Genomic DNA, 24,564 nt, shown 5'->3' with positions numbered 1-24,564 from the left:
CCCCGTCTGATCACCCCTGGGCCGTCGGCTCGGGGGTGATCAGGCGTTCCCGGTAGGCGATCGCCACCGCCTCCGTACGGCTCGCCGCGCCCAGCTTGGCGAGGATGTTGGAGACATGGACGCTCGCCGTCTTGCCGGTGATGAACAGTTCCTCGCCGATCTGCCGGTTGCTGCGGCCCAGCGCCAGGAGCCGCAGCACGTCCTGCTCGCGTGCGGTCAGCGGCGAGAGCGAGTTCTCCGCCGGCACCGACCGGCGCAGCAGTGCCTCCGCACGCTCCAGCAACGGCGCGGCAGCCAGGGCCGCCGCCGTCTCCCGGACCGCCAACGCCTGTTCCGCGGCCTCCGTACGCCGGCCGTCGGCCGCCAGGGCCTCGGCGTACCGCAGCCGCACCCGGGCCGCCTCGTACACGTCGCCGTACGCGAACGCGGCCGCCGCCTTCTCCCAGGTCGCGGTGTCCGGCCCGGACCCGGCCCGGGTCCACTCGGCCTCGGCACGCGCCAGCCAGGCCTGCCCCTCCGGGCCCTGCCCCGCGGCCGACGACCGCGCCAGCTCCACCAGTTCACCGGCGACAGCACTCCAGCGGTCGGCGCTTGCGCCGCCGCGCCGTTCGGCCGCCGCCCCGTCCGCGACCGCCGCGAGCGCGAGCGCGGCGAGCCGGACCGTCACGTGCGGCGCCCGCCCCAACTCGTCGGAGAGCACCGCGACCGTGTCCCGCGCCCGTGCCACGGCCTCCTCCGGATCACCCCGCAACGCGGCCGCGTCGGTCAGCACGATCCCGCCGACGAACGTGCCCATCCAGTCGAACGGCTCCCCGAGCAGCGCCTTGGCCCGCTCCACGACCTCCGGCTCGCCCCTGGCCAGCGCGATGTACAGAACGGGCCCCTCGGCGAAACCCGGCGCCGGATCCGCGCGGGCCACCCGCACACACTCGTCCCACTGCCCCAGCGTGAAGAGCACCAGCAGCCGCAGATACCGCATCTCCAGGGCATAGGGGGAGGACAGCAGCCCCGAACGCCGGGCCCGGTCGAGCCCTTCGGTGATCCACGGCAGGCACTCCCGCAGCTCGCCCGACTCGAAGCAGCCGATGGCCAGGCTGAACAGCGCCCGCATCTCCACCGGCGTGTCCCCGGCCTCCCGGGCCAGCTCCCGCGCCTCCCGGAGCCGCTCCCGCCCCTCCAGGGTGCGGCGCCCGCCGCCCTCCAGACGGGCCAGGGAGATCAGCAGGTCGGCCCGGGCTGCGGTGGCGCCGATCCGCTCGGCGACCGCCAGGGCCTGCCGCGCGACCCGCAACGCCGTGTCGTCGTCGCCGATCTGACGGGCCGCCATGACATGGGTGGCCGCCGCCCACACCCAGGTCCGCGACGGCGGTTCGGCGGGGATCATCGCGAGCGCCTCGCTGCTGTAGGCGAACGCGGCGGCCAGGTTGTCGACGGTGATGAGGTTCCCGGCGAGGGTGTAGCGCACGCGGGCGGCGAGTTCGGGATCCGCGTCCTGGCCGGTACCGGCCAGCGCGGCCCGGGTCAGGGACACCGCCCGGTGCGCGTCACCGGAGTGCACGGCCGCCGCCGACGCCCGCAGCGTCAGGACCACCGGGTCCAGCCCCTCACCCGAGGGCCGCGCCTCGCACGGCACGGCCGGCCACAGGTCCAGGGCCGCCTCCAGATGCCGCAGCTCCTCAGCCGGGGCCCCCACCCGCCGGGCGTGCCCCGCGGCCTCCACGGACGCGGCCAGCGCCTCGGGCAGATCGTGGCTCTCCCGGTAGTGGTACGCCCGCTCGGCCGCCGTCTCCGCCCCGCCCCCGCGCGCGGCGAGCAGCCTGGCGTACGTGCCGTGCAGCCGCGACCGCTGTCCGGGCAGCAGATCGCCGTACACCGCCTCGCGCGCGAGGGCATGCCGGAAGGCGTACGTGTCCCCGTCCCCGGCGACGAGCAACTGCCGCCCCACCGCCTCCCGCAACGCCGACTCCAGCTCCTCCTCCGGCAGCCCCGCCGCGTCCCGCAGCAGATCGTGTCCCACCCGGCGCCCGGCCACCGCGGCCGTCCGCAGCACCTGCTGGGCCGTCTCCGACAACTGCTCGACCCGGATGAGCAGCAGATCGGCGAGCCCGGTGGGCATCCCGTCCGCGTCGTCGGCCGCGGCCACCAGCTCCTCGGTGTAGAAGGCGTTGCCCTCGGCCCGCTCGACGATGTCCCGCACGGTCGCCTCGGACAGCGGCCGCTCCTGCAGCGCCCGCACCAGCCGAGCCACCTCGGCGTCGGCCAGCCGCCGCACCTCCAGCCGCTCCACCCCGGGCAGCCGCACCAGTTCGGCGAGCAGCGGCCGCAGCGGATGCCGCCGATGCAGGTCGTCGGCACGGTAGGAGGCCAGCACGGCGAGCCGCCGGGGCAGCACCCCACGGCTCAGCAGAAACCGCAACAGATCCCGGGACGACTGGTCGGCCCAGTGCAGATCCTCCAGGACCAGCAGCAGCGGCGCGGCAGCCGCCAACTCGGCGAACAGCCCGGCCACGCCCTCGAAGAGCCGCAGCCGTGCGTCGGCATCGCGGGAGGAGTCCGACCCGGCCCCGAGCAGTCGCTCCACGACAGGATGCGCGGCAAGCACCCCACCGAACCGCTCATCACCCGCCAGCGCCCCGAGAATCTCGGTGAACGGCAGATACGGCAGCCCCACATCCCCGAGATCGACACAGTGCCCGGTGACGACGGTGGCCCCGCCGTCACCGGCCCGCGCCGAGACTTCGTCGAGCAGCCGGGTCTTACCGACCCCCGCATCCCCGGCGACGAGCACGGCCTGCCCACGTCCGTTCCGGGCACGCTCAAGTACTCCGCTGAGGCGGAGCAGTTCCTCGTCCCGACCGATCAGGGGAGTACCAAACGATCTCTGTGACACGCCCTCATCCTTGCAAGAAGCGCGAGGCCACACACCCAAGGGGCGCGGGGCTGTATCGATTTGCGGCTCCGCCGCGTGGGCGCGACCAGCCACACTCAACCCGCAGCCGCCGTCACCACAGAACCCCCCACCCCCCTAGGCACTCAGCCCCTCAGAACCCGAGCCCAGTCCTCCGGCACCCGCTCCGCAGGACCCGGCACGGACTGATCCGCAGGATGACTCACCGGCGGCGCCAACTCCGGCCCGGCGTCGAACAGTTCCTCCGTCTCGTAGTTCCAGAACCACCCCTCGCCCGGCTCGTAGCTACGGATCACCGGATGCCCGGTCTCATGGAAGTGCGCCGTCGCATGCTTCGCCGGCGAGTCGTCGCAGCACCCGATGTGCCCGCACTGTGTGCACCGCCGCAGATGGAACCACCAGCCCCCCACCGCGTCGCACTCCACACACCCGGCACCGCTCGGCGGAACGTTCGGGTCGATGGCGGTGTCGCCACTCATACTGCCTCCACAGCTGTCTCGGATTCCTCGGGCGCCTCGGCGGTCAGCGGAAGCAGCACCTGGAACCGGGTGTCACCGGGCTCCGACTCCACCCGCATGGTGCCGTGATGCTTGTTCACGACGATCCGCCACGAGATGTCCAGACCGAGCCCCGTGCCCTGCCCCACGGGCTTGGTCGTGAAGAAGGGGTCGAAGATCCGGTCCTTGATCTCCGGCGCGATCCCGCTCCCGGTGTCCCGGAACTCGACCAGCAGTTGGTCGTGGTCGAGAGCCGTCCGCACGGTCAGCGTGCCGTGTCCGTCGCCCCGGCTGCCGTCCTTCATCGCGCAGACCGCGTTGTCGATGAGGTTGGTCCACACCTGGTTGAGCTCGGCGGGGTAGGCGGGCACGGGCGGGACCGTACGGTCGTACTCCTTGACCACCTGGATGTCCTGCCCGATCTTCCCGGACAGCATCAGCAGCGTGCTGTCGAGGAGTTCGTGCACGTCCACCTCCCGGTACGGCGCCCGGTCCAGCTGGCTGTACTGCTTGGCCGCGTCGACGAGGTTCGAGATACGGGTGGTCGAGTCCTCGATCTCGTTCATCAACAGCTCGGTCTCGATGGTGTAGTTGAGCCAGCCGACCGCGTTCGGCAGGATCTCCTCGTCGACGGCGGCAGCCACCTGCTCCAGCCAGTCGGCGTCCAGCCCGGCCTGCACGAACGTCGGCGCGAGCTCCCAGCCGTGGTCGATGCCGCGGTCCTCCAGCCAGTCGGTGAGCGCGTCCTCGCGGTCGGAGGCCTCCAGCGGACTGAGCGACGACGCCTTGGCGACCCGTTCCGCCGTGCGCTCCTGGATCTCGATCAGACCCGCCAACTGCTCCCGCGAGAACGGCCCTCCGGCGATGATGGCGAGCTTGTGCCGCATCTTCGCCACCCGCTCGCGCAGCGTCGACGTGGCCCGCACGGCCGCCGCGGCCGGGTTGTTGAGCTCGTGGGTGAGCCCGGCGGACAACGAGCCGAGCGCCAGCAGCCGTTCGCGCTGCCCGATCGCCGCCTGGGTGTTCTTCGAGCCGAAGAACAGGCCCTCAAGCAGGTGCACGGCCATCGGGAACCACTCGCGCATGATGTCCGCGAACGTGTCGGCCGGCAGCACGAAGAACCGCGTCGGCTCGGTCACCCGCATCGTGTTGTTGTACGCCTGCCGCACCCGGTCCCCGAGGTACGCCTGCATCGCGCCCGCGTACACCCCGGCCTGCGAGGTCCGGGTCACCTCGACGTCGTCCCCGCCGACCTGCCGGGAGAGCACCACCGTGCCCTCGACCATCACGTAGAAGCAGGTGGCCGGGTCACCCTCGGTGTAGACGGGGCCCGGCTGGAACAGCTCCACCCGGCCCGCCGCGCACAGCCGCCCGAGCTGCTCCGGCTCCAGCTTCTCGAACAGGAACAGCGCGCCGATCTCCTTCGGGCTGCACGGCATCGGATGCCCGCTCATGACTGCTCCAGATACCGGTGGACAAGCATCACTGCCATGGCTCCTTCTCCGACGGCGGACGCGACACGCTTGGCGGACTCGGCGCGTGCGTCGCCCGCCACGAACACGCCGGGAATGCTGGTCTCCAGGTGGTACGGCGGCCGGTCCAGCTCCCAGCCCGCCGGCGGCCGTCCGTCGACGGTCAGGTCGGGCCCGGCCAGGATGAACCCGCGTTCGTCCCGCAGCACCGTGTCGCCGAGCCAGTCGGTGAGCGGTGCCGCCCCGATGAAGACAAACATCCACTGGGCGTCGACCTGTTCCCGGTCCCCGCTCTGCACATGGCGCAGGGTGAGCTGCTCCAGGCGCTCGACGCCGTGCGCGGCGTCCACCACGGTGTGACTGCGCACGGCGATGTTCGGGGCCTCGTTGATCTGCTGGATCAGGTAGTACGACATCGACGCCGACAGGTCGGCGCCGCGGACCAGCAGGGTCACCGACTTGGCGAACCGGGACAGGTACATCGCCGCCTGGCCGGCCGAGTTGGCGCCGCCGACGATGTACACGTCCTGGCCCTGGCAGGAGGTCGCCTCGGTGAGCGCGGAGCCGTAGAACACCCCGCAGCCGGTCAGGTCGATACAGCCCTCCGCCTCCAGCTGCCGGTACTGCACTCCGGTCGCCAGGATCACGCTGTGCGCCGCGACCGCCGAGCCGTCCGCGAACCGCACCACCCGCGCGGCCCCGTTGATCTCGAGTCCGGTGACCTCGCGGGCGGTCAGGATCTCCGCGCCGAACTTGGCGGCCTGCCGCCGCGCCCGGTCGGTGAGCTGGGCGCCCGACACGCCGTCGGGGAAGCCCAGGTAGTTCTCGATCCGCGAGCTCTGCCCGGCCTGCCCGCCGGTCGCCGACCGCTCCACGAGCACGGTCCGCAGCCCCTCCGACGCCCCGTACACGGCCGAGCCGAGCCCGGCCGGGCCGCCGCCGATCACCACCAGGTCGTAGAAGTCCGCCGTCGGGGTCGTCGCGAGCCCCACGTGCGCGGCCAGCTCCGGGGCCTCCGGCTCCACCAGGGGCGTGCCGTCCGGTGTGATCACCAGCGGCAGCCGCGTCCCGTCGGCCTCGGCCGCGGCCAGCAGCCGCTGCCCCTCCGGCTCCTCCACCGAGTACCAGCGGTACGGCACCTGGTTGCGGGCCAGGAACTCCCGCACGTCCGAGGAGCGCGCCGACCAGCGGTGCCCGACCACCTTGGTGGCCGGCACCGGCTTGTAGTCGCTGGCCCGCCAGGCGTCCAGCAGGTCGTCGAGGACCGGGTAGAGCTTCTCCTCCGGGGGATCCCAGGGCTTGAGGAGATAGTGGTCCAGATCGACGACGTTGATCGCGTCGATCGCCGCGTTGGTGTCCGCGTACGCGGTCAGCAGCACGCGCCGCGCGCCCGGGTACACGTCCAGGGCCTGTTCCAGGAACTCGATGCCGTTCATCTGCGGCATCCGGTAGTCGGCCAGGATCACGGCCACCAGGTCGCCGCGCAGCTTCAGCTCCCGCAGCGCCTCCAGCGCCGAGTCGCCGGACTCCGCGCGCACGATCCGGTACGACGCGCCGTAGCGGCGCCGCAGGTCCCGGGCGACGGCACGGGACACCCCCGGGTCGTCGTCCACGGTCATGATGACGGTCCGTGCCGCGTCGGCAGCCTGTGCCATACGTCTCCCACCCCGAGCCGTTGGTTCCACGGGACGGCGGGCCCTCCGCGAGGAGCGCAGCCACCGTACCGGTTCCCGCCCATCGTATGTTCGATCGCCTGCCTTCGCTCTTGTACGACGGTGCACGGCGGGCACCCGCCGGTGCGGAAGACTGATCACGCAGAGGCGTAACCGACGCGGAGGAGGCCGGTGCATGACACGCCCGATCACGGCAGGGGTCGACGGTACGGAGGAGAGCCTCGCCGCTCTCGACTGGGCGGCCCGGGAAGCGGTGCGCCGGGCGCTGCCGCTGCGGGTCGTGCACGCCTGGCGGTACGAGGCGGTCGGCGGTGACCGGGAGACCCAGCGCGGGTGGGTGTCCGACGGTGTCACCGAGTCGGTGCGGACCGTCACCGGACGGCATCCGGAACTCGCGGTGAGCGTCGACGTGGTGGAGGGCGGCCCGGTCGAGGTGCTGGTGGCCGCGGCCGCCGGCGCCGAGCTGCTGGCGCTGGGCTCGCGCGGGCACGGGCAGGTCGTCGGGTTCCTGCTGGGTTCCGTCGGCCAGCAGGTGATCGCCGAGGCCGCCCGGCCCGTGGTCCTGGTGCGTGCCGGGGACCGGCCAGCGGCCGAGGCGGCCGGGCGGGAGGTCGTCGTGGGCCAGCAGGGCGGCGCGGAGGACAGCGCGGCCGTGCTGGGGTTCGCGTTCGAGACGGCCGCGGCCCGTGGCGCGACGGTCCGGGTGGTACGGGCCTGGACCCTGCCGCCGGTCTTCGCCTACAGCCCGGGTTCGCTGAAGCTGCTGGACGAGGCCGGAGGCATGGAGCCCTTCGAGAAGAAGGCGCTGTCCGAGGCGGTACGGCCGCTGCGCGAGCGGTTTCCGGGGGTGCCGGTCGCCGAGCACGTGGAGATGGGCAGCGCGGGGCAGGTGCTGCTGTCGGTGGCCGGACACGCCCAGCTGATGGTCGTCGGGCGGCGCGCCCACCGCACGGCGGTCGGCGCGCGCATCGGGTCGGTCGCGCACGGGGTGCTGCACCACGCCGACTGCCCGGTGGCCGTGGTCCCGCACGACTGACCGGCGACCGGCGCGTCCGCCTCACTCCGGGGTGACCGGCTCCAGGGTCTCCCGCGCCTTGGGCAGCACGTTCTCGATGTAGTCCTCGACCGCGCTGTCCAGGCCTATGTCGTGCTGCGCCCGCTCGGACAGGTACCAGCGGTGCTCCAGCAGCTCGTGGTAGATCTCCGCCGGGTCCATGGAACCGCGCAGCTCCAGCGGTACGGCCCGCACGGTGGGGCGGAAGACGTCCCGCACCCACCGGTGGGCCAGCACCTCGGGGCGGGCGGCATGGGGGTCCCCCCTGCTCGAACGAAGTTGAGAGCTTGGGGGAGGATCGCCGGGGGCGTAGTCGTCCTGGGTGGCCATCCAGCTCTCCAGGTCGTTGAGCAGCCGCCGCGCCTGGTTCTCCTCGGCGTCCAGGCCGGTCAGCCGCAGCAGCTGGCGCTGGTGGTGGCCGGCGTCGACGACCTTCGGCACGAAGGTGACGCTGTCGCCGTCGGAGGAGTGCTCGATCTGCATCTCGGCCACGTCGAAACCGAGGTCGTTGAGCCGCCGGATCCGGCGCTCGATGTACTGGTACTTGCCGGCCGGATACACCGAGGTCCGGGTCAGCTCCTCCCACAGCTCGCCGTACCGGGTGCAGATCTCGAACCCGAACTCGATCGGGTCCAGCGACGGGTGCAGCGCCCCCGACGCCTCCAGGTCGAGCAGCTCCCCGCTGATGTTCACCCGGGCCAGGTCGAGGTCGTACTCCCGCTGCCCGTTGCTCAGCTGCGGATGCAGGTCGCCGGTCTCGGCGTCCACCAGGTACGCCGCGTAGGCGCCCGCGTCCCGCCGGAACAGGGTGTTGGACAGCGAGCAGTCGCCCCACGCGAACCCGGCCAGGTGCAGGCGCACCAGCAGCACCGCCAGGGCGTCCATGAGACGGTGCATGGTGGCCGGGCGCATGGTCGTCTCGAACATCGAGCGGTACGGCATCGAACCGCCGAGGTGCCGGGTGACCAGCACCGACTCCAGCGGTTCGGCGTCCGGGTCGAGGCGCCCGGTGATCACGGCGAGGGGGTCGACCGCGGGGATGCCGAGCCGGTCCAGGTCGCGCAGCAGCTCGTACTCGCGCAGCGCCGGGCGCTCCGCCAGCTCCTTCACCGCGATGACCTCGCTGCCGGCCCGGGCGTAGCGCACCACGTGCCGGGAGATGCCCCGGGGGAGCGGCACGAGGTACTCCTCGGGCCACTCCTCCAGCGGGACGTCCCAGGGGAGTTCGAGCAGGAGCGCGGGGTGCTCCGGGTTGGTGGCGCTGATCTGCAAGGCCATGGGACGAACCTTAAGGCCGGTGGGTTACGAGGCCAGCTCCCGGGCCCGCTCGGCGGCCGTGCGCACCGAGCCCCGGTGCAGCGGGCCGTGTCCCGGCAGCAGGGCGTCGCCGTCGAGGGCTCCGATCAGTTCCAGCGAGGCGACGGCCCGGGCCCGCTCGTGGTGGAACATGTCGGGCAGCAGCTGCGGGCCCTGGATCCGCGAGGTGCGGTGGCCGCTGACCAGGGCGTCCCCGGAGATCACAAGACCGGCGTCGGGCAGGTGGTAGACGGTGTGCCCGTCGGTGTGGCCGGGGGTGTGCACCGGGACCGGGCGGCCCGGCAGGTCGAGAGGGCCGTCGGCGACCGGGAACGCCTCGGGAGCCTTGACCGGGTGCTGCTCGGTGCCGCCGACGCGCAGCACGTGCACCAGCCACGGCACCACACCCGGCCGCCAGGCGTTCTTCACCACCTCGCCCACGGAGACCTGCTGGAGGAACTCCCGCCGGGCGTGCGGTACCTCGGCCTCGTGGAGGTAGACCGGCGTGCCGTGGGTGTCGCGCAGGTACTCGGCCGAGCCGAGGTGGTCGTTGTGCGCGTGCGTGATCAGGACGGCCGCGACCGCCTCCGGTGAACTGCCCACCTCCGCGAGGGAGTCGAGCAGCCCCTGCCGGTCGCCGGGGTAGCCGGTGTCGACCAGCGTGACGGCGTCACCGTCCTTGAGGATCACCCAGTTGGTGTGCTGGCCGTGCACCAGATAGGCGCCACTGCCGACTTCGTGTACCTCTGCCCGCATGATCACTCCGGCTAGCCCGTCCGTCCAGATCGAAACGGAGGACAGCCAACCACACGGAGCGGGCCACCGGTTGACGAGGCCAGGATCAGCGCACCCCGTGCGGCCGGAACTGGACGCTGATCCGCGGCCCGGCGGCCCGGGCCGTCTTCGGCACGCAGTGTTCCCAGGTCCGCTGGCAGGAGCCGCCCATCACGATCAGGTCGCCGTGGCCGAGCGGACGCCGGACCGAGGGGCCGCCGTGCAGCGGGCGCAGCAGCAGGTCACGGGGTGCGCCCACGGAGAGGATGGCGACCATGGTGTCCTCGCGCGCACCCCGGCCGATCCGGTCGCCGTGCCAGGCCACGCTGTCCCGGCCGTCGCGGTAGTAGCAGAGCCCGGCCGTGGCGAACGGCTCGCCCAGCTCCTCGGCGTAGTGCCGGGTGAGCGCCTCGCGGGCCTCGGCGAGGACGGGGTGGGGGAGCGGGTCGGCCGCGGCGTAGAAGGCGAGCAGGCGCGGTACGTCCACGACGTTGTCGTACATCGTGCGGCGCTCGGCATGCCACGGGACGTCCGCCGCCAGCTGTTCGAACAGCGCGTCGGCGCCGCTCAGCCAGCCGGGCAGCACGTCGATCCAGGCGCCGGAGCCCAGTGCGGTCCGGCCGATGCCGTCGAGGCCGCCGAGCCGCAGCTCGTCGGTCTGGTCGAACAGGGAGCCCTGGAGGTGCGTGGCCATGGGGCCAGCGTACTCCGTAATCGAAAAGATGTTCCATTCGAATTCTCCGGGCGGGCTGCCGGAGCTCTTTCGATACGTTGGTGTATCCGATACATTTGCGTATCGAACGGAGGTCGGTACATGACGGCGAGCGGCGGTGCGCCCCAGCGTGTGACGCGGCGGCGGGTGCAGACCCGCGCCCGGCTGCTCGACGCCGCGTTCACCGTGTTCGCCGCCAAGGGTTTCGGGCGGGTCTCCATCGAGGAGGTCTGCGAGGCCGCCGGGTTCAGCCGCGGCGCCTTCTACTCCAACTTCGCCACCCTCGACGAACTGTTCTTCGCCCTCTACCGGGAGCGCGCCGACCTCATCGCCCGGCAGGTCGCCGACGCCCTCGCCGGCGACGGACCCGACCTGGACGTACCGGCCTCCGTGGACCGGGTCACCGACGTCCTGCTCCTCGACGTGGACTGGCTGCTGGTGAAGACCGACTTCCTGGTGCACGCCGCCCGGGACCCGGCCGTCGCCGAGATCCTCCTCGACCACCGGACCCGGCTCCGCCGGGCCATCGCCGACCGGCTCTTCCGGGCCCGCGGCCACACCCCGGTCCCCGCCGTGCTCGGCGATGCCGACGGCGCCGCGCACGCCGTGGTCGCCGCATACGACGGGGTCACCGTCCAACTGCTGCTCGACAAGGACGTGGACCGGGCCCGTACCTGGCTCAAGCAACTGCTCACCGCGCTGCTGACCGACGGCAGCGCCCACCCCGCACGAACGAACGGCAGCACCCACCCCGAATGAGAAGGGCAGAAGTCGCCATGGACGCGGACGTCATCGTCGTCGGAGCCGGCCTCGCCGGCCTGGTCGCGGCGCACGAACTCACCAGCAGGGGCAGGCGCGTCGCCCTGGTCGACCAGGAGAACGCCGCCAACCTCGGCGGCCAGGCGTTCTGGTCCTTCGGCGGGCTCTTCCTCGTCGACTCGCCCGAGCAGCGCCGCCTCGGCATCAAGGACTCCCTCGACCTGGCCTGGAACGACTGGCAGGGCAGCGCCCAGTTCGACCGCAAGGACGACGAGGACTCCTGGGCGGTGCGCTGGGCGCGCGCCTATGTCGAGTTCGCGGCCGGGGAGAAGCGGCCCTGGCTGCAGAGCCACGGCATCAGCCTGCTGCCGACCGTCGGCTGGGCCGAACGCGGCGACCTGCGGGCGCACGGCCACGGCAACTCCGTGCCCCGCTTCCACGTGGCCTGGGGCACCGGCACCGGCGTGGTCGAGCCCTTCGCCCGGTACGCCAAGCAGGCCGCCCGCGACGGGCTGCTCACCTTCCACCACCGCCACCAGGTCGACGAACTCGTCATCGAGGACGGCGAGGCGCGCGGCGTACGCGGCACCGTCCTCGCCCCCGACGACTCACCGCGCGGTGTCGCCTCCAACCGCGACCGCATCGGCGAGTTCGAACTCACCGCCCAGGCCGTCGTCGTCACCACCGGCGGCATCGGCGCCAACCACGACATCGTCCGCCGCTACTGGCCCGAACGCCTGGGCACACCCCCCGCCGAGATGGTCACCGGCGTCCCCGCCTACGTGGACGGCCGCATGCTCGACATCAGCGCGGAGGCCGGTGTCCGCCTGGTCAACCGCGACCGCATGTGGCACTACACCGAGGGCATCCAGAACTGGAACTCCATCTGGCCCGGCCACGGCATCCGCATCCTGCCCGGCCCCTCCTCCATCTGGCTCGACGCCCTCGGCCGCCGGCTGCCCGACCCCTGCCTACCGGGTTACGACACCCTCAGCACCCTCAAGTACCTGCGCACCACCGAGGACATCGCCGGATACGACCACTCCTGGTTCGTCCTCACCCGGAAGATCATCGAGAAGGAGTTCGCGCTCTCCGGCTCCGAGCAGAACCCCGACATCACCGCCAAGGACCGCAAGGCCGTGCTGCGCGACCGGCTGCTCGGCAAGGGCGCGCCCGGCCCGGTGCAGGCCTTCCTCGACAACGGCGCGGACTTCGTCACCGCGAACTCCCTGGACCAGCTCGTCGAGAAGATGAACGGCCTCACCGACAAGGCGCTCCTCGACGCGGCCGAGGTGCGCCGCCAGATCGTCGCCCGCGACCTGCAGATCAACAACTCCTACAGCAAGGACTCCCAGATCCAGGGCATCCACAACGCCCGCCGCTACATCGGCGACCGCCTGGGCCGGGTCGCCACCCCGCACCGCATCCTCGACCCGGCCGCCGGACCGCTGATCGGCGTCAAGCTGCACGTCCTCACCCGCAAGACCCTCGGCGGCATCCAGACCGACCTGGACTCCCGCGCCCTCGGCGCCGACGGCAAGCCGGTCGGCGGGCTCTACGCGGCCGGCGAGGTGGCCGGCTTCGGCGGCGGCGGTGTGCACGGCTACAACGCGCTGGAGGGCACGTTCCTCGGCGGCTGCCTCTTCTCGGGCCGGGCGGCGGGACGCGCGGCGGCGAAGCAGACCGCCTGACCGGTCAGGAGCAGACCGCCTAACCGGCCAGGAGCCGCGCCAGCACCGTGGCGTGGCTCTCGTCCGGGGTCTTGGACGAGGTGAGCAGGGTCACCTGCCCCTCGCGCACCGACTTCCGCAGGCCGTCGAGGAGTTCGGCGGCCTCGGGAGCGGTCAGCTCCGCCTCGTAACGACGCACGAACTCCTCGTACGACCCGCCGGCGTGGAACCAGCGGCGCAGTTCGTCCGACGGCGTCAGCCCCTTCGGCCACTCGTCCACGTGCGCGACCTCCTTGGACAGCCCGCGCGGCCACAGCCGGTCCACCAGGACACGTACCCCGTCCGCCGGCTCGGGCGACTCGTAGATCCTGCGGACGCGCACGCTCACAGTCGATGCACCTCTCGGTTCGCTGACGGTGGCGCGAGCGTATCCGGCGGGCCCGCGCCACGGGCTGCCGACGCGGCGCAGCTTGACCAGAATGAGGGGGAAACGCGGACACCCCCGCGCCTAGTCTGTATGGCTATTGATCACCGGCCACCCCCCCAAGGAGTTCCTGTGCAGGGCGCACGCAGACGTACCGCAGTCCTTCGCCGCGAGGCCGTCCTCGCCACCGTCCCGGTCGCCGTGGCGGCCCTGCTCGCCGGTGCCGGAACGGCCTCGGCGAGCACCATAGGCGCCGCGGGCGCGGGCGACCCGTACTTCCCGCTCAGCGGCAACGGCGGCTACCACGTCAGCCACTACGACCTGACGCTGCGCTACGACACCTCCTCCCGGCACCTCAACGGCAAGGCGGTCCTCACCGCCCGCGCCACCGAAAAGCTCACCCGCTTCGACCTCGACCTCAGCGGTCTGAAGGTCACCCGGGTGACCGTCGACGGCCGGACCGCGCGTTTCAGCCGCAGCGGCCAGGAACTCGTCGTCACACCGGCGCGGGCACTGGCGAAGGGCCGGGACTTCCGGGTCACCGTGCTGTACAACGGCACGCCCAAGCAGGTCACCGACCCGGACGGCTCGGCCGACGGCTGGATCCGCACCGACGACGGCGCGTTCGTCGCCGGGGAGCCGCAGGGCGCGATGACCTGGTTCCCGGCGAACAGCCACCCCAAGGACAAGTCGTCGTACGACTTCACGATCACCGTCCCCAAGGGCCGTACCGCCGTCGCCAACGGCATCCTGCTCGGACAGCAGACGTCCGGCGGCCGCACGACCTTCCGGTGGCGGCAGACCGAGCCGATGGCCGCGTACCTCGCCACCGCCACGGTCGGCAAGTTCAAGGTGCAGCAGTACACCACCCGGGACGGGATCAAGGTGTACAACGCGGTCGACCCGCGCGAGGCGAGCGGATCGGCGGCCGTGCTGAAGAAGCTGCCGTCGGTGCTGGAGTGGGAGAGCAAGCTGTTCGGGCCGTACCCGTTCCGCTCCGCCGGGTCGATCGTCGACCACGCGCCGAACGTCGGATACGCGCTGGAGACGCAGGGCCGGCCGATCTACGACTCGGCGCCGGATCTGAGCACGCTCGTGCACGAGAACGCCCACCAGTGGTTCGGCGACTCCGTCTCCCTCACCGCCTGGAAGGACATCTGGCTCAACGAGGGCTTCGCCACGTATGCCGAGTGGCTGTACAGCGAGCAGCACGGGGGCGACAGCGCGCAGAAGACCTTCGACGCGCTGTACGCCAAGCCGGCGAGCAACGAGTTGTGGGCGTACCCGCCGGGGGATCCGGGGAGCGGGGCGAACATCTTCGGCACGCCGGTGTATGCGCGGGGTGCGATGGCCCTGCACGAGCTGCGGAAGGCCGTGGGGGATGCGGTGTTCTTCCGGATCCTGCGGGACTGGGCTTCGCAGCACCGGTACGGGCACGGGACCACCGCGGAGTTCGTGAAGCTCGCGGAGAAGGAGTCGGGGAAGGACCTCGGTTCCTTGTTCCAGACGTGGGTGTACAAGAAGGGCAAGCCGTAGGGGTAGTTGTTCGGGTGCGGGGCGGTGGGGGCTGGTCGCGCCCACGCGGCGGTAGCCGCATATGGACACAGCCCCGCGCCCCTAAAGGGGCGCTGAAAGCTGACGAGTTTCTTACAAGCGTCGGCCAGGGTCAGTCTCATGATCCATCGCAGAGCTGCCGTTGCCCTCCTCTCCGCCTCCCCCCTCCTGCTCTCCGGGTGCGGGGGTGGCGCCGAGGCTGCGCCGAGTCGGTCGGAGGACGACCGGCCGGTGACGGCGACGGCTTCCCCCACACCCGAGAGCAGCAGCCCGCAGCCGAGCGGCATACCCGGGCTCGGGCCCAGGACGACGGCCGCGATACCCGGGCGGGCGGAGCAGGTCGTCGTCGCCACCGGCCGGGGCAAGGACTCGCCGCTCTCCACCGTCGTCCTGTACGAACGCGACGACGACGTCTGGCAGCCCGGCGCCAGTTGGCCCGCGCACAACGGCAAGGACGGCTGGAGCGAGCGTCACATGGCCGGGGACCTGCGTTCGCCCGTCGGGGTGTACGGGCTGACCGATGCCGGGGGCCTGCTCGCCGACCCCGGGAGCAGGCTGCCGTACCACCAGTCCTACGGCTTCACCTCGCCCGGGACCGGGTTCGAGGGCGAGCCGCTGGAGGGTTCCTTCGACTACGTGATCGCCATCAACTACAACCGGCAGCCCGGTACTTCACCGCTCGACTGGACCCGGCCGATGGGCACGAAGCGCGGCGGTGGCGTGTGGCTGCACGTCGACCACGGCGGTCCGACGCACGCCTGTGTGAGCGTCGCAAAGGCGCACATGAGGGAGCTGCTGCGCACCCTCGACCCGGGCCGGTATCCGGTCGTCGTCATGGGCCACGGCGACTGGCTCGCCCGGTAGGCGCCGGAACTCCGCTTAGGATCCGAACCTGTGTGCGCACATGTGCTGGTCGCCGAGGACGACGAGATGCAGGCCGAGCTGATCCGGAGATCACTGCTGGCCGAGGGTCACATCGCGACCGTGGTCCACGACGGGGCCGCGGCGCTCGACGCGGCCCGGCGGCTCGGGCCCGACCTGGTCGTCCTCGACCTGATGCTCCCGGTGATCGACGGCTTCGGCGTCTGCCGGGTGCTGCGCGGCGGCGACCCGGAGATCCCGGTGCTGATGCTCACGGCCCGGTCCGACGAGGACGACGTGCTGCTCGGCCTGGAGCTGGGCGCCGACGACTACATGACCAAGCCGTACAGCCCGCGCGAGCTGATGGCCCGGATCCGGACGATTCTGCGGCGCAGCGGGCGGGCCGCCGCCGTCCGGGAGGAGGAACCCGCCGTGACCGCCGCCGGGATCAGCGTCGATCCCGTGCGGCACCAGGTGCGCTGCGACGGACAGCCGGTGGAGGTGACCCCGGCCGAGTTCCAGATCCTGCTCGCCATGGCCCAGGAGCCGGACCGGGTGTTCAGCCGGCGGCAGTTGCTCCAGTGCACCCGCGGCTTCGACCGGTCCTCCACCGAACGGGCCGTCGACGTCCATGTGATGAACCTGCGCCGGAAGATCGAGGCCGACCCCCGCCGGCCGGTACGGCTGGTGACCGTGTTCGGCGTCGGCTACAAGCTGAGCGGCGGCCGGCCGTGAGGCGCCGCATACCGTGGCGCAAGCGGCTGCTGGTCCGGCTGCTGTTCACCTCGGTGCTGATCGCGCTCTGCTCCGTGGCCGCCACCGCCTGGCTCGCCGTGACGACCACCACCAGCGCGCTGGAGGAGGAGCAGGGGCAGGACCTGGCCGCCGACAACAGGATCCTCGCCGAGCTCAGCGGGTACGCGGCTGACCACCCCGACTGGTCCGGGGTCCAGCACACCGTGCGGGCGCTGGCCGCGAAGACCGGCCGCAGGATCGCGCTGACCACCGCCGACCGGACGCTGATCGCCGACTCGGCGTCCCACGACACCCCGCTGCCCCCTCGGCCCGCGGCCGCCGTGGACCCCCTGCACACCGACACCTACACCGAGTTCGGCGCCCAGCTCAGCGGTATCGACCCGCGCGCGGTGGGCCCGTTCCGGCTGACCGGGCCGGAGCGCGAGAAGCTGGACGCGGTCGCGAAGCGGGAGCAGGAGTGCTTCGATCATCTGGGGGTCCGGAGCACCGTCCAGCACACTCCGAGCGGGCGGCCCCATGTCGTCATGGACGAGGCGAGGGACGCCCCCCTTTACCTCCAGGTCAAGTGCGGCGACGCGTTCGGCGAGTCGACCGCCGAGACGAGGGACGTGCTCGACTCCCCGACCGCCACCGAGACCAAAGCTCTCGACGCGCTGACCGACCTGGCCCGCCCCTGCCTCCGGGCCAGGGACATGGACCTCGGCGGCTCGCTGTCCCTCACTTACGACACGACGGGACGCGACCCCGTCTCGGGCGGCTTCCTCGTCACGAAGAAGGGGGTCGAGCGGAAGACGGACCAGACCGCGAAGAACTGTGTCCTCAACGCCCGGCGCACCCAGCTCGAACCGTACGTCGCCCCGGGCGCCGAACTCTTCCTCGGCATCGGCGACCAGACCGCGCCCCGCTTCGACATGTCCCCGGCCAACAAGGCCAGGATCGTCGGCGCGGCCGGTCTGGTCCTCGCCGTCACGGTGGCCGTCACTGCCGTCGTCGCCATGCGTCTGGTACGGCCGCTGCGCGCGCTCACGGCCGCCGCACAGCAGCCTCCGGAACTGCACGTCCGGGCGCCGGTGCGCACCCGGGACGAGACCGGGCTGCTGGCCGAGGCGTTCAACGACCTCACCGAGCGCCGGGAACGCCTGGAGGAGCAGCGCAAGGCGATGGTCAGCGACATCGCCCACGAACTGCGCAGCCCCCTCACCAACATCCGCGGCTGGCTGGAGGTCACCCGGGACGGCCTCGTCGACCCCGACCCGGCCCTGCTGGGCTCCCTGCACGAGGAGGCTCTGGTCCTGCAGCGGATCATCGACGACCTCCAGGACCTGGCCGCCGCCGACGCCGGCACCCTGCGCGTGCACCGCGAGCCGGTCCGCGCCGCCGACCTGGTCGACCAGGCCGCCGCCGCCCACCGCGTCGCCGCCGACGCGGCCGGGGTCACCCTGCTGACCGACACCGACGGCACCGCCTGGCTCGACGCCGACCCGGTGCGGATGCGGCAGGCCCTCGGCAACCTGGTCTCCAACGCGATCCGGCACACCCCCGCCGACGGCACCGTGACCCTGGCCGCCCGCCATGACGGCGACGACGTCGTCCTCACCGTCATCGACACGGGCCCCGGCATCTCCGCCGACGATCTCCCGCACGTCTTCGAGCGGTTCTGGCGCGCGGAGAAGTCCCGCAGCCGCCGTACCGGGGGCAGCGGCCTCGGCCTGCCGATCGTGCGCCATCTGCTCGCCGCCCACGACGGCACCGCCGAGGCGCACAGCGAACCCGGCAAGGGCGCCGAGTTCACCCTGCGGCTGCCGGCCGCACCGGCCCCGGCCGACGTCAGCTGAACCGGCGCGCCGCCCGCTGCCGGCGCCGGGCCAGCAGCCGGCGCTCCGCCTCGGTGGTACCGCCCCAGACGCCGATGGCCTGCCCGCTCTCCATCGCCCAGCGCAGACACGGCTCCTGCACCGGGCAGCGCTCGCAGACCGCCTTCGCACGCCGCGTCTGATGCAGCGACGGGCCGGTGGTGCCGATCGGGAAGAAGAGGTCGGGATCCTCGTTGCGGCACTCGGCGCGGTCTCGCCAGTCGTCCATCGAAGTCACCTGCGATCCAAGTCGACTCTGCCGTGGGTGTGTGTCTTGCCCCGACCGGGTCACCGGTCCGGGCGCGGCTGAAACGGCCGGGTCCCACAGGATTCGCGGGCGGTCACTGCTCGCGCAGACCCCAGGGGGAGCCGTATTCGGTCAGCAGGTCGAGGAACGGGCGGGCCGGGAACGCCTCCGGGCCGAGGACGCCCGAGCCCGACCACCCGCCGGTGGCCAGGAGTTCGAGGGCGACGACCGGGTTGAGGGCCGTCTGCCACACCACGGCCTGACAACCGTACTCCGCCATGGACCACTCGTTGTCGACAACGTGGTAGAGATACACCTCCCGCGGCTGCCCGTCCTTCACGCCGCGCACCCAGGTGCCCGCACAGGTCTTGCCGCGCATGCGCTCGCCCAGCGTCGCCGGGTCGGGCAGCGAGGCGGCGACCACGTCCCGGGGCGAGACCGCGACCGGGCCGTCGGCGCCGGGCACGGTCACCGGGGTGGTGCGGTCCAGGCCCAGCAGGTGCAGCGTCTTGAGCGTCTCGATGAACTCGCGCCCCAGCCCGTACTTGAAGGTGACCCGCCGCGCGTCCACCCAGCGCGGCACCAGCAGCACCTCCTCGTGCTCGACGTTCACGCACTCGACCGGCCCGATCCCGTCCGGGAAGTCGAACACCTCGGGCTCGCTGAAGGGGGCGGTGGTGAACCAGCCGCGCCCCTTCTCGTACACGACGGGCGGGTTGAGGCACTCCTCGATGGTGGTCCAGATGCTGAAGGAGGGCGCGAAGTCGTAGCCGTCCACCGTCAGGTTGGCGCCGTCGCGGATGCCGATCTCCTCGATCTCGTCGAAGAGCTCGTCGGCCGCGTACCGGGCGAACACGTCCGACAACCCGGGCTCCACCCCCATGCCCACCAGGGCGAGGGCACCCGCCTTCGCCCACTCCCCGGCCAGCGCGAACTGCTCGTCGCCCAGCTTGACCCCGCACTCCTCGTACGGCCGTTCCGGATGCGGCCGGGACAGCGACATCGCCATGTCGAGATAGCTCGCACCGGCCTTCCGGGCGGCCCGGAACAGGGGCATGACGAAGCGCGGGTCGGTGGCGTTGAGCAGCACGTCGCAGCCGTGCCGGGCCAGCAGCGCGGCCACGGCCGCCTCGTCACCGGCGTCGACGCGCTCGGCGCGGAACCGGTCGTCGCCGACGGACGCCACCGCCGCCTCGGCGCGCACCGGGTCGTAGTCGGCGACCACCATCAGGTCGAAGAACGGCCGCCGGGCAGCGATCCGGGTGACGGCGGTGCCCACACCACCGGCTCCCACGAGCAGTACACGCATGCGGGGATCTCCTTCTGGGACAGAGAGCGAGGTCGAGTACGGGGGCGCCTTGGCCGGAATGAAACGCCTGGCCGTCGCGTAAGGTCAATGGCGTTGGCATAAGGACAGCAGGGAGCGCGCGATGCCCAAACCGGTCATATCGGAGGATAAGCGCCGTCGGCGTCGCCCCACCCGCAGCGGAACCGTGCTGTCGGAGGGGCTGATCGTCGAGGCCGCGCTCCGTCTGTTGCGCGAGCACGGCAGCGCGGGCCTGACCGCCCGCCGCCTGGGCCTCGCCCTCGACTGCGACCCCAGCACCCTGTACCGCTACTTCCGGGGCATGGACGACCTGACCCTGGCGATCGGCGACGCGCTCATCGGCGAGGCGCTGACCGGCTGGACGCCGACGGGGGAGTGGCGGACGGACCTGCGCACGATCGGTCTGCGCATCCACGCGCAGTACGTCGCCCACCCGCAGGCGGCCCTGCTGACGACGAACCGCGTGACCGGCCGGGCGCACGAACTGGCCGCGGACGAGGCGGTCCTGGACGTCCTGCGCACGGCGGGCTTCTCACTCCCCGAGACCGTGCGCGTCTACCACGCCTTCATCGACCAGACCCTGGCCTTCGCGGCCCTGGACGCGGCCTCCCTCACCCTCCCGAAGGACTCCCAGCGCGCCGACGAGGACAAGTGGCACTCGACCTACGCCCGCCTCCCGCACACAACCCACCCCCGCATCGCGGAGGCATCCCGCCTACTGGCGAAACGCATGGTGACGAGCGCCTATCCAACGGCCCTGGAGATGCTCTTGGACAGCGCAGAACGGTCCTTGTAAAACGCCCCATTTGGACGCGCCCCCAAAGGGGCGCGGGGAACTGCGCGACCAGCCCCCACCCACCCGCACCCGCGCAACTACCGGTCAACCCCCTACGGCTGGCGCAACGCACCCCCCGCCGTACGCACAACCGCCTCCGCCACCGCCCCCAAAGCCGGCGAATCCAATTTCCACTGCTGCCAGAACAACGGCACGTCGACCCACAGCTCCCGCCCACCGATCCGCACCAACCGCCCCTCCCGCAACCGCGGTTCCGCCTGTGCCTCCGGCACCATGCCCCACCCCAGCCCGGCCGTCACCGCGTCCGCGAACCCCTCGGACGTCGGCACGTAGTGCCGCAGCGCACTCGCGCCCGCACCCCCCAGCCGTCGTACGAACCCGTCCTGGAAGTCGTCCACCCGGTCGAACACGATCACCGGCGCCTCGGCCAGCGCATCCAGCAGCACCCCCGTAAGGCGCGCCGCCGCGAACTCCGGCGCCGCCACCGGCAGGTACCGCATCCGCCCCAGCGCCCGCACCGAACACCCCGGCACCGCCTCCGGCGACGAGGTCACCGCCGCCATCACCAGCCCCTCCCGCAGCAGCGCGGCCGTGTGATCCTCGTCCTCCCGGCGCAGTTCGACACAGACCCCCGGCAGTCCGGTCAGCGCCGCCAGGAACCACGTCGCCAGCGAGTCCGCGTTGACCGCCACCGAGACCCGGGTCGGTTCCCCGGCGCCGCTCATCCCGAGCTCGCCGCGCGCGTCCCGCTCCAGCCGCGCCAGCTGCCGGGCGAACCGGACCAGCACCTCGCCCGACTCGGTGGGCCGTACCGGCTTGGTGCGCCGGAGCAGCACCCGGCCCGTGCGCTGCTCCAGCGCCTTCACCCGCTGGCTGACCGCCGACGGCGTCACATGCAGGGCCGCGGCCGCCGCGTCGAACGTGCCCTCGTCCACCACCGTCAGCAGCGTCCGCACCTGGTCGAGGGGAAGCTCCACGTCCCGCTCCTTCCTTCAGTGCTGCTAAGGGTACGTAAAAATCTTTAGCTGTACGCACAGTGATCGCCTCCGTAGCGTCGAGAGCATGCCCAGCTCCCTCGCCGCCGCTGCCGCAGGCTTCGGCAGCGGCCTCTCGCTCATCGTCGCCATCGGCGCCCAGAACGCCTTCGTGCTGCGCCAGGGCATCCGCCGTGACGCGGTCCTCGTGGTCGTCGGCATCTGCGCGCTCTCCGACGCCGCCCTCATCTCGCTCGGCGTCGGCGGGGTGGGCGCGATCGTCGTGGCCTGGCCCGGCGCGGTACGGGCGGTCGGGCTGATCGGCGGCGTCTTCCTGCTCTGCTACGGCGCCCTGGCCGCCCGCCGGGTCCTGCGGCCCGGTACCGGCGGCCTGCGCACCGAGGGCGAGGCGGCGGGGTCCCGGCGCCGGGCGGTGCTCACCTGCCTGGCCATGACCTGGCTGAACCCGCACGTCTACCTGGACACCGTGTTCCTGCTCGGCACCCTGGCAGCCGACCGGGGCGACCTGCGCTGGACCTTCGGCCTGGGTGCCGCGCTGGCCAGCCTCTGCTGGTTCACCGCCCTCGGCTTCGGCGCCCGGCTGCTCGGCCGGTATCTCGCCGGGCCGGCCGCCTGGCGGGTGCTGGACGGGCTGGTGGCACTGACCATGATCGGGCTCGGCCTGATGCTGGTGGCGGGATCCTGAGGCGCCCGGAGCCCGCAGCGGCCGCATCCTGAGACAACGGGTTCGGCAGCCACAGAAGTTGCTGGAATAGTGAACCCGCAATCGAAAGATGTAGCGGGCACCGAGAAGACCAGGACACCAGGAACTCCGTGGACACCAGCGAGAGCGGCACCCAGTCCGAGACACAGACCCCCGACGACACCACGGCCGCCCCGCCCCGGAGCGGCTGGCGGCGCTGGGCGATGGACACCCGCCCGCTGCGCATCCCGGCCTACCGCCGGCTGTGGACGTCGACGATCGTCACCTCGGTCGGCAGCCAGCTGACCGCCGTCGCCGTGCCCAAGCAGATCTTCGACATCACCGGGTCGTCCGCCTGGGTCGGCGCGGCGAGTCTCGCCGGGCTGCTGCCGCTGATCGTGTTCGCGCTGTGGGGCGGCGCGGTGGCCGACACCATGGACCGCCGCAAGCTGCTGCTGATCACCAACATCGGTATCGGCGTGACCTCGCTGCTGTTCTTCGTGCAGGCGGCCACCGGGATGAAGTCCGTGGCCGCGCTGATGGTGCTGCTCGCGATGCAGCAGGCGTTCTGGGGGCTGAACGCGCCCGCCCGTACCGCCTCCATAGCCCGGCTGGTCCCCGAGGCGCAGCTGCCCGCCGCCAACGCGCTGGGCTCGACGGTCATGCAGACCGGGCAGGTGGTCGGTCCGCTGCTCGCCGGTGCCCTGATCCCCGTCATCGGGCTGCCCGAGCTGTACCTGATCGACGCGCTGGCGCTGTGTGTGACGGTGTGGGCGGTCTACCGGCTGCCCGCGCTGCCGCCGCTGGCGGCCGCGACGGCGCGGCGCGCCGGGATCCGCGAGATCGCGGAGGGCTTCCGGTACATCTCCATGCACAAGGTGCTGCTGCTGTCGTTCCTCGCGGACATCATCGCGATGGTCTTCGGCATGCCCCGCGCCCTGTTCCCGCAGCTCGCCGCCCAGACCTACGCCTCCTACGGCGAGGGCCTCGCGCTCGGCCTGCTGTTCGCGGCGATCCCCGTCGGCGCGGTCCTCGGCGGGCTCTTCTCCGGCACTTTCTCGCGGGCCCGCCGGCACGGCTGGATGGTGATCGGCGCGGTCGTCGGCTGGGGCGCGGCCATCGCCGGGTTCGGGCTGAGCCGCAACCTCTGGGTCGCCGTGGTCTTCCTGGCCGCCGCCGGGGTCGCCGACATGGTCTCGATGGTCTTCCGGGGCGCGATCCTGCTCTCCGCCGCGACCGACGAGATGCGCGGCCGGATGCAGGGCGTGTTCACCGTGGTGGTCGCGGGCGGTCCGCGGCTGGCCGACGTGCTGCACGGCACCGCCGGCTCGGTCTTCGGGCCGCGCGCGGCGGTCGCGGGCGGCGGGCTGCTGGTGGTGGCGGTGATGCTGGCCCTGGCCACCGCCGTCCCGGCCCTGCGCCGCTACCGCGTCTGACCGGTCACGCCGGCCGTCGCCCGACGTAGGCGTCGAGGAGCTTGCCCCGGGTGACCTCCAGGCGGCTGGCGAGGATCTCGGCGACGGTCCGCACCAGCGAGAGGCCGAGCAGCGGATCCTCGACGCTCAGCGCGAGCACGGCCGCTGCGTCGTACTCGTAGGCCCGCACCTGGCTGAAGGCCACCGCACCGAAGTCCCAGGTGTACGGCGGGAACAGCCAGGACCAGCCGAGCAGGTCGCCGGCGCCCAGACTGGCGACGGTCACCCGTTTGTGCGACGTCACCTCCTGGTCCAGGTTGACCGCTCCCGAGCGGATCACCCAGAAGCGGTCAGCGGTGCCGCCGGCCTCGAAGATCCTGCTGTCCTCGGGGAAGGACACCTCGTGAGCCAGTTCCATGAGGCGCTCGCGCTGGGCCTGGGGCAGGGCGGTCAGCAGTTTGATGGCTTTGGTCATGGCACGGGGCTCCTCGCCGGCGAGGGTACGGGGTGCTTTCCCTACGCCCATTTCAGCCGCTGCCGCCCGGCCGGGCACCTCGAAGAGGGTGAGAATCGCCGTCGGGGGACGGTCAGGGCATGAAAAAGCCCTGGCTGGACGGGGGAGGCCAGCCAGGGCCGTCAGAGGTGGTGCGGGAGGACCCGGAGTCAACTCCTCGACCACTTATGGGTGAACGGTAAACCATCCAGAGCCGTTTCGGGTAGCTGGGAACAGGCTACGTGACCCGTTTCACTTTGGGGAGCCCCTCGCGGCACCCGAACGGGTTTGGCCGCGCCCCGTCGGGTGAGGCGAAGAGGAGAGCCCGTACGCAACCGGTCCACCA

22 protein-coding genes are annotated in these 24,564 nt (G+C 72.2%); 10 read left to right on the top strand and 12 right to left on the bottom strand.

From position 1 onward, the window contains the following. Nucleotides 1–10: 10 nt before the first annotated feature. The 4 genes from SSP29_RS23255 to SSP29_RS23240 all read right to left on the bottom strand — a co-directional run bounded on the left by SSP29_RS23255 (nucleotide 11) and on the right by SSP29_RS23240 (nucleotide 6,532). Nucleotides 11–2,890, bottom strand: a complete 2,880-nt coding sequence (locus SSP29_RS23255; protein WP_089102682.1) for a helix-turn-helix transcriptional regulator — start codon at nucleotides 2,888–2,890, stop codon at nucleotides 11–13. A 143-nt stretch (nucleotides 2,891–3,033) separates the two neighbouring features. Beyond that, nucleotides 3,034–3,387: a UBP-type zinc finger domain-containing protein gene (locus SSP29_RS23250; protein ID WP_089102681.1), complete on the bottom strand. Its 354-nt coding sequence runs from the start codon at nucleotides 3,385–3,387 to the stop codon at nucleotides 3,034–3,036. Next, a complete protein-coding gene (locus SSP29_RS23245) occupies nucleotides 3,384–4,859 on the bottom strand; it encodes an ATP-binding protein (protein WP_089102680.1) in 1,476 nt (491 codons plus the stop codon). The genes SSP29_RS23250 and SSP29_RS23245 overlap by 4 nt, the downstream gene beginning before the upstream one ends. After that, complete coding sequence (locus SSP29_RS23240; RefSeq protein WP_089102679.1) at nucleotides 4,856–6,532, bottom strand: NAD(P)/FAD-dependent oxidoreductase; 1,677 nt, start codon at nucleotides 6,530–6,532, stop codon at nucleotides 4,856–4,858. Before SSP29_RS23240 ends, SSP29_RS23245 begins: the two co-directional genes overlap by 4 nt. A 193-nt stretch (nucleotides 6,533–6,725) precedes the next feature. On the opposite strand from SSP29_RS23240, the gene SSP29_RS23235 reads away from it, so the two are divergent. Then, nucleotides 6,726–7,586: a universal stress protein gene (locus SSP29_RS23235; protein WP_089102678.1), complete on the top strand. Its 861-nt coding sequence runs from the start codon at nucleotides 6,726–6,728 to the stop codon at nucleotides 7,584–7,586. 21 nt (nucleotides 7,587–7,607) lie between these two features. Here SSP29_RS23235 and SSP29_RS23230 read toward each other — a convergent pair whose 3' ends face one another. The 3 genes from SSP29_RS23230 to SSP29_RS23220 all read right to left on the bottom strand — a co-directional run bounded on the left by SSP29_RS23230 (nucleotide 7,608) and on the right by SSP29_RS23220 (nucleotide 10,368). Beyond that, a complete protein-coding gene (locus SSP29_RS23230; protein WP_089102677.1) occupies nucleotides 7,608–8,882 on the bottom strand; it encodes a DUF4032 domain-containing protein in 1,275 nt (424 codons plus the stop codon). A 24-nt stretch (nucleotides 8,883–8,906) separates the two neighbouring features. After that, a complete protein-coding gene (locus SSP29_RS23225) occupies nucleotides 8,907–9,656 on the bottom strand; it encodes an MBL fold metallo-hydrolase (protein ID WP_089102911.1) in 750 nt (249 codons plus the stop codon). 85 nt (nucleotides 9,657–9,741) lie between these two features. After that, nucleotides 9,742–10,368: an alpha-ketoglutarate-dependent dioxygenase AlkB gene (locus SSP29_RS23220; RefSeq protein WP_089102676.1), complete on the bottom strand. Its 627-nt coding sequence runs from the start codon at nucleotides 10,366–10,368 to the stop codon at nucleotides 9,742–9,744. A 120-nt stretch (nucleotides 10,369–10,488) separates the two neighbouring features. Here SSP29_RS23220 and SSP29_RS23215 point away from each other — a divergent pair, with 120 nt between their 5' ends. Both SSP29_RS23215 and SSP29_RS23210 read left to right on the top strand, forming a co-directional pair. Beyond that, complete coding sequence (locus tag SSP29_RS23215) at nucleotides 10,489–11,145, top strand: TetR/AcrR family transcriptional regulator (protein WP_089102675.1); 657 nt, start codon at nucleotides 10,489–10,491, stop codon at nucleotides 11,143–11,145. Between the two features lie 17 nt (nucleotides 11,146–11,162). Next, entirely contained in the window at nucleotides 11,163–12,836 is a 1,674-nt protein-coding gene (locus SSP29_RS23210; RefSeq protein ID WP_089102674.1) for an FAD-binding dehydrogenase, read from the top strand. A 19-nt stretch (nucleotides 12,837–12,855) separates the two neighbouring features. Here SSP29_RS23210 and SSP29_RS23205 read toward each other — a convergent pair whose 3' ends face one another. Continuing rightward, the gene (locus SSP29_RS23205; RefSeq protein ID WP_089102673.1) at nucleotides 12,856–13,203 is read right to left on the bottom strand and encodes a DUF488 domain-containing protein; all 348 of its coding nucleotides are present in this window, start codon (nucleotides 13,201–13,203) and stop codon (nucleotides 12,856–12,858) included. Between the two features lie 129 nt (nucleotides 13,204–13,332). Between SSP29_RS23205 and SSP29_RS23200 the strand changes: the two genes are divergently transcribed. The 4 genes from SSP29_RS23200 (at nucleotide 13,333) to SSP29_RS23185 (ending at nucleotide 18,245) form a co-directional block, all read left to right on the top strand. Next, complete coding sequence (locus SSP29_RS23200) at nucleotides 13,333–14,775, top strand: M1 family metallopeptidase (RefSeq protein WP_089102672.1); 1,443 nt, start codon at nucleotides 13,333–13,335, stop codon at nucleotides 14,773–14,775. A 138-nt stretch (nucleotides 14,776–14,913) separates the two neighbouring features. Continuing rightward, nucleotides 14,914–15,657 carry a L,D-transpeptidase family protein gene (locus SSP29_RS23195; protein WP_089102671.1) on the top strand — a complete coding sequence of 248 codons (744 nt, stop codon included), beginning with the start codon at nucleotides 14,914–14,916 and terminating at the stop codon, nucleotides 15,655–15,657. Nucleotides 15,658–15,687: 30 nt separating this feature from the next. Then, nucleotides 15,688–16,389 (top strand): response regulator transcription factor, encoded by a 702-nt coding sequence (locus SSP29_RS23190; RefSeq protein WP_089102670.1) that lies wholly within the window; start codon nucleotides 15,688–15,690, stop codon nucleotides 16,387–16,389. Continuing rightward, nucleotides 16,386–18,245 carry a HAMP domain-containing sensor histidine kinase gene (locus tag SSP29_RS23185; RefSeq protein WP_089102669.1) on the top strand — a complete coding sequence of 620 codons (1,860 nt, stop codon included), beginning with the start codon at nucleotides 16,386–16,388 and terminating at the stop codon, nucleotides 18,243–18,245. The genes SSP29_RS23190 and SSP29_RS23185 overlap by 4 nt, the downstream gene beginning before the upstream one ends. Here SSP29_RS23185 and SSP29_RS23180 read toward each other — a convergent pair. Beyond that, on the bottom strand, nucleotides 18,238–18,492 hold the full coding sequence (locus tag SSP29_RS23180; RefSeq protein WP_089102668.1) for a WhiB family transcriptional regulator: 255 nt from the start codon (nucleotides 18,490–18,492) through the stop codon (nucleotides 18,238–18,240). The genes SSP29_RS23185 and SSP29_RS23180 overlap by 8 nt on opposite strands. Before the next feature lie 112 nt (nucleotides 18,493–18,604). After that, nucleotides 18,605–19,819, bottom strand: a complete 1,215-nt coding sequence (locus SSP29_RS23175; RefSeq protein ID WP_089102667.1) for a saccharopine dehydrogenase family protein — start codon at nucleotides 19,817–19,819, stop codon at nucleotides 18,605–18,607. Between the two features lie 121 nt (nucleotides 19,820–19,940). Here SSP29_RS23175 and SSP29_RS23170 point away from each other — a divergent pair, with 121 nt between their 5' ends. Next, the gene (locus tag SSP29_RS23170; protein ID WP_089102666.1) at nucleotides 19,941–20,633 is read left to right on the top strand and encodes a TetR/AcrR family transcriptional regulator; all 693 of its coding nucleotides are present in this window, start codon (nucleotides 19,941–19,943) and stop codon (nucleotides 20,631–20,633) included. Between the two features lie 92 nt (nucleotides 20,634–20,725). On the opposite strand, the gene SSP29_RS23165 is transcribed toward SSP29_RS23170, so the two are convergent. Continuing rightward, entirely contained in the window at nucleotides 20,726–21,610 is an 885-nt protein-coding gene (locus SSP29_RS23165) for a LysR family transcriptional regulator ArgP (protein WP_089102665.1), read from the bottom strand. A gap of 85 nt (nucleotides 21,611–21,695) precedes the next feature. Here SSP29_RS23165 and SSP29_RS23160 point away from each other — a divergent pair, with 85 nt between their 5' ends. Both SSP29_RS23160 and SSP29_RS23155 read left to right on the top strand, forming a co-directional pair. Continuing rightward, the gene (locus tag SSP29_RS23160) at nucleotides 21,696–22,313 is read left to right on the top strand and encodes a LysE/ArgO family amino acid transporter (RefSeq protein WP_089102664.1); all 618 of its coding nucleotides are present in this window, start codon (nucleotides 21,696–21,698) and stop codon (nucleotides 22,311–22,313) included. Nucleotides 22,314–22,441: 128 nt separating this feature from the next. Next, nucleotides 22,442–23,746, top strand: coding sequence for an MFS transporter (locus SSP29_RS23155; protein ID WP_089102663.1), 1,305 nt, complete (start codon nucleotides 22,442–22,444; stop codon nucleotides 23,744–23,746). Between the two features lie 4 nt (nucleotides 23,747–23,750). Here SSP29_RS23155 and SSP29_RS23150 read toward each other — a convergent pair whose 3' ends face one another. Further along, complete coding sequence (locus SSP29_RS23150; RefSeq protein ID WP_089102662.1) at nucleotides 23,751–24,200, bottom strand: cyclic nucleotide-binding domain-containing protein; 450 nt, start codon at nucleotides 24,198–24,200, stop codon at nucleotides 23,751–23,753. Between the last annotated feature and the right edge of the window lie 364 nt (nucleotides 24,201–24,564).

It is taken from the genome of Streptomyces hyaluromycini (assembly GCF_002217755.1).
Taxonomy (GTDB): Bacteria; Actinomycetota; Actinomycetes; order Streptomycetales; family Streptomycetaceae; genus Streptomyces; species Streptomyces hyaluromycini.
The sequence above is the reverse complement of the archived record's forward strand: the minus strand, read 5'-3'. Positions and strand labels throughout refer to the sequence as shown.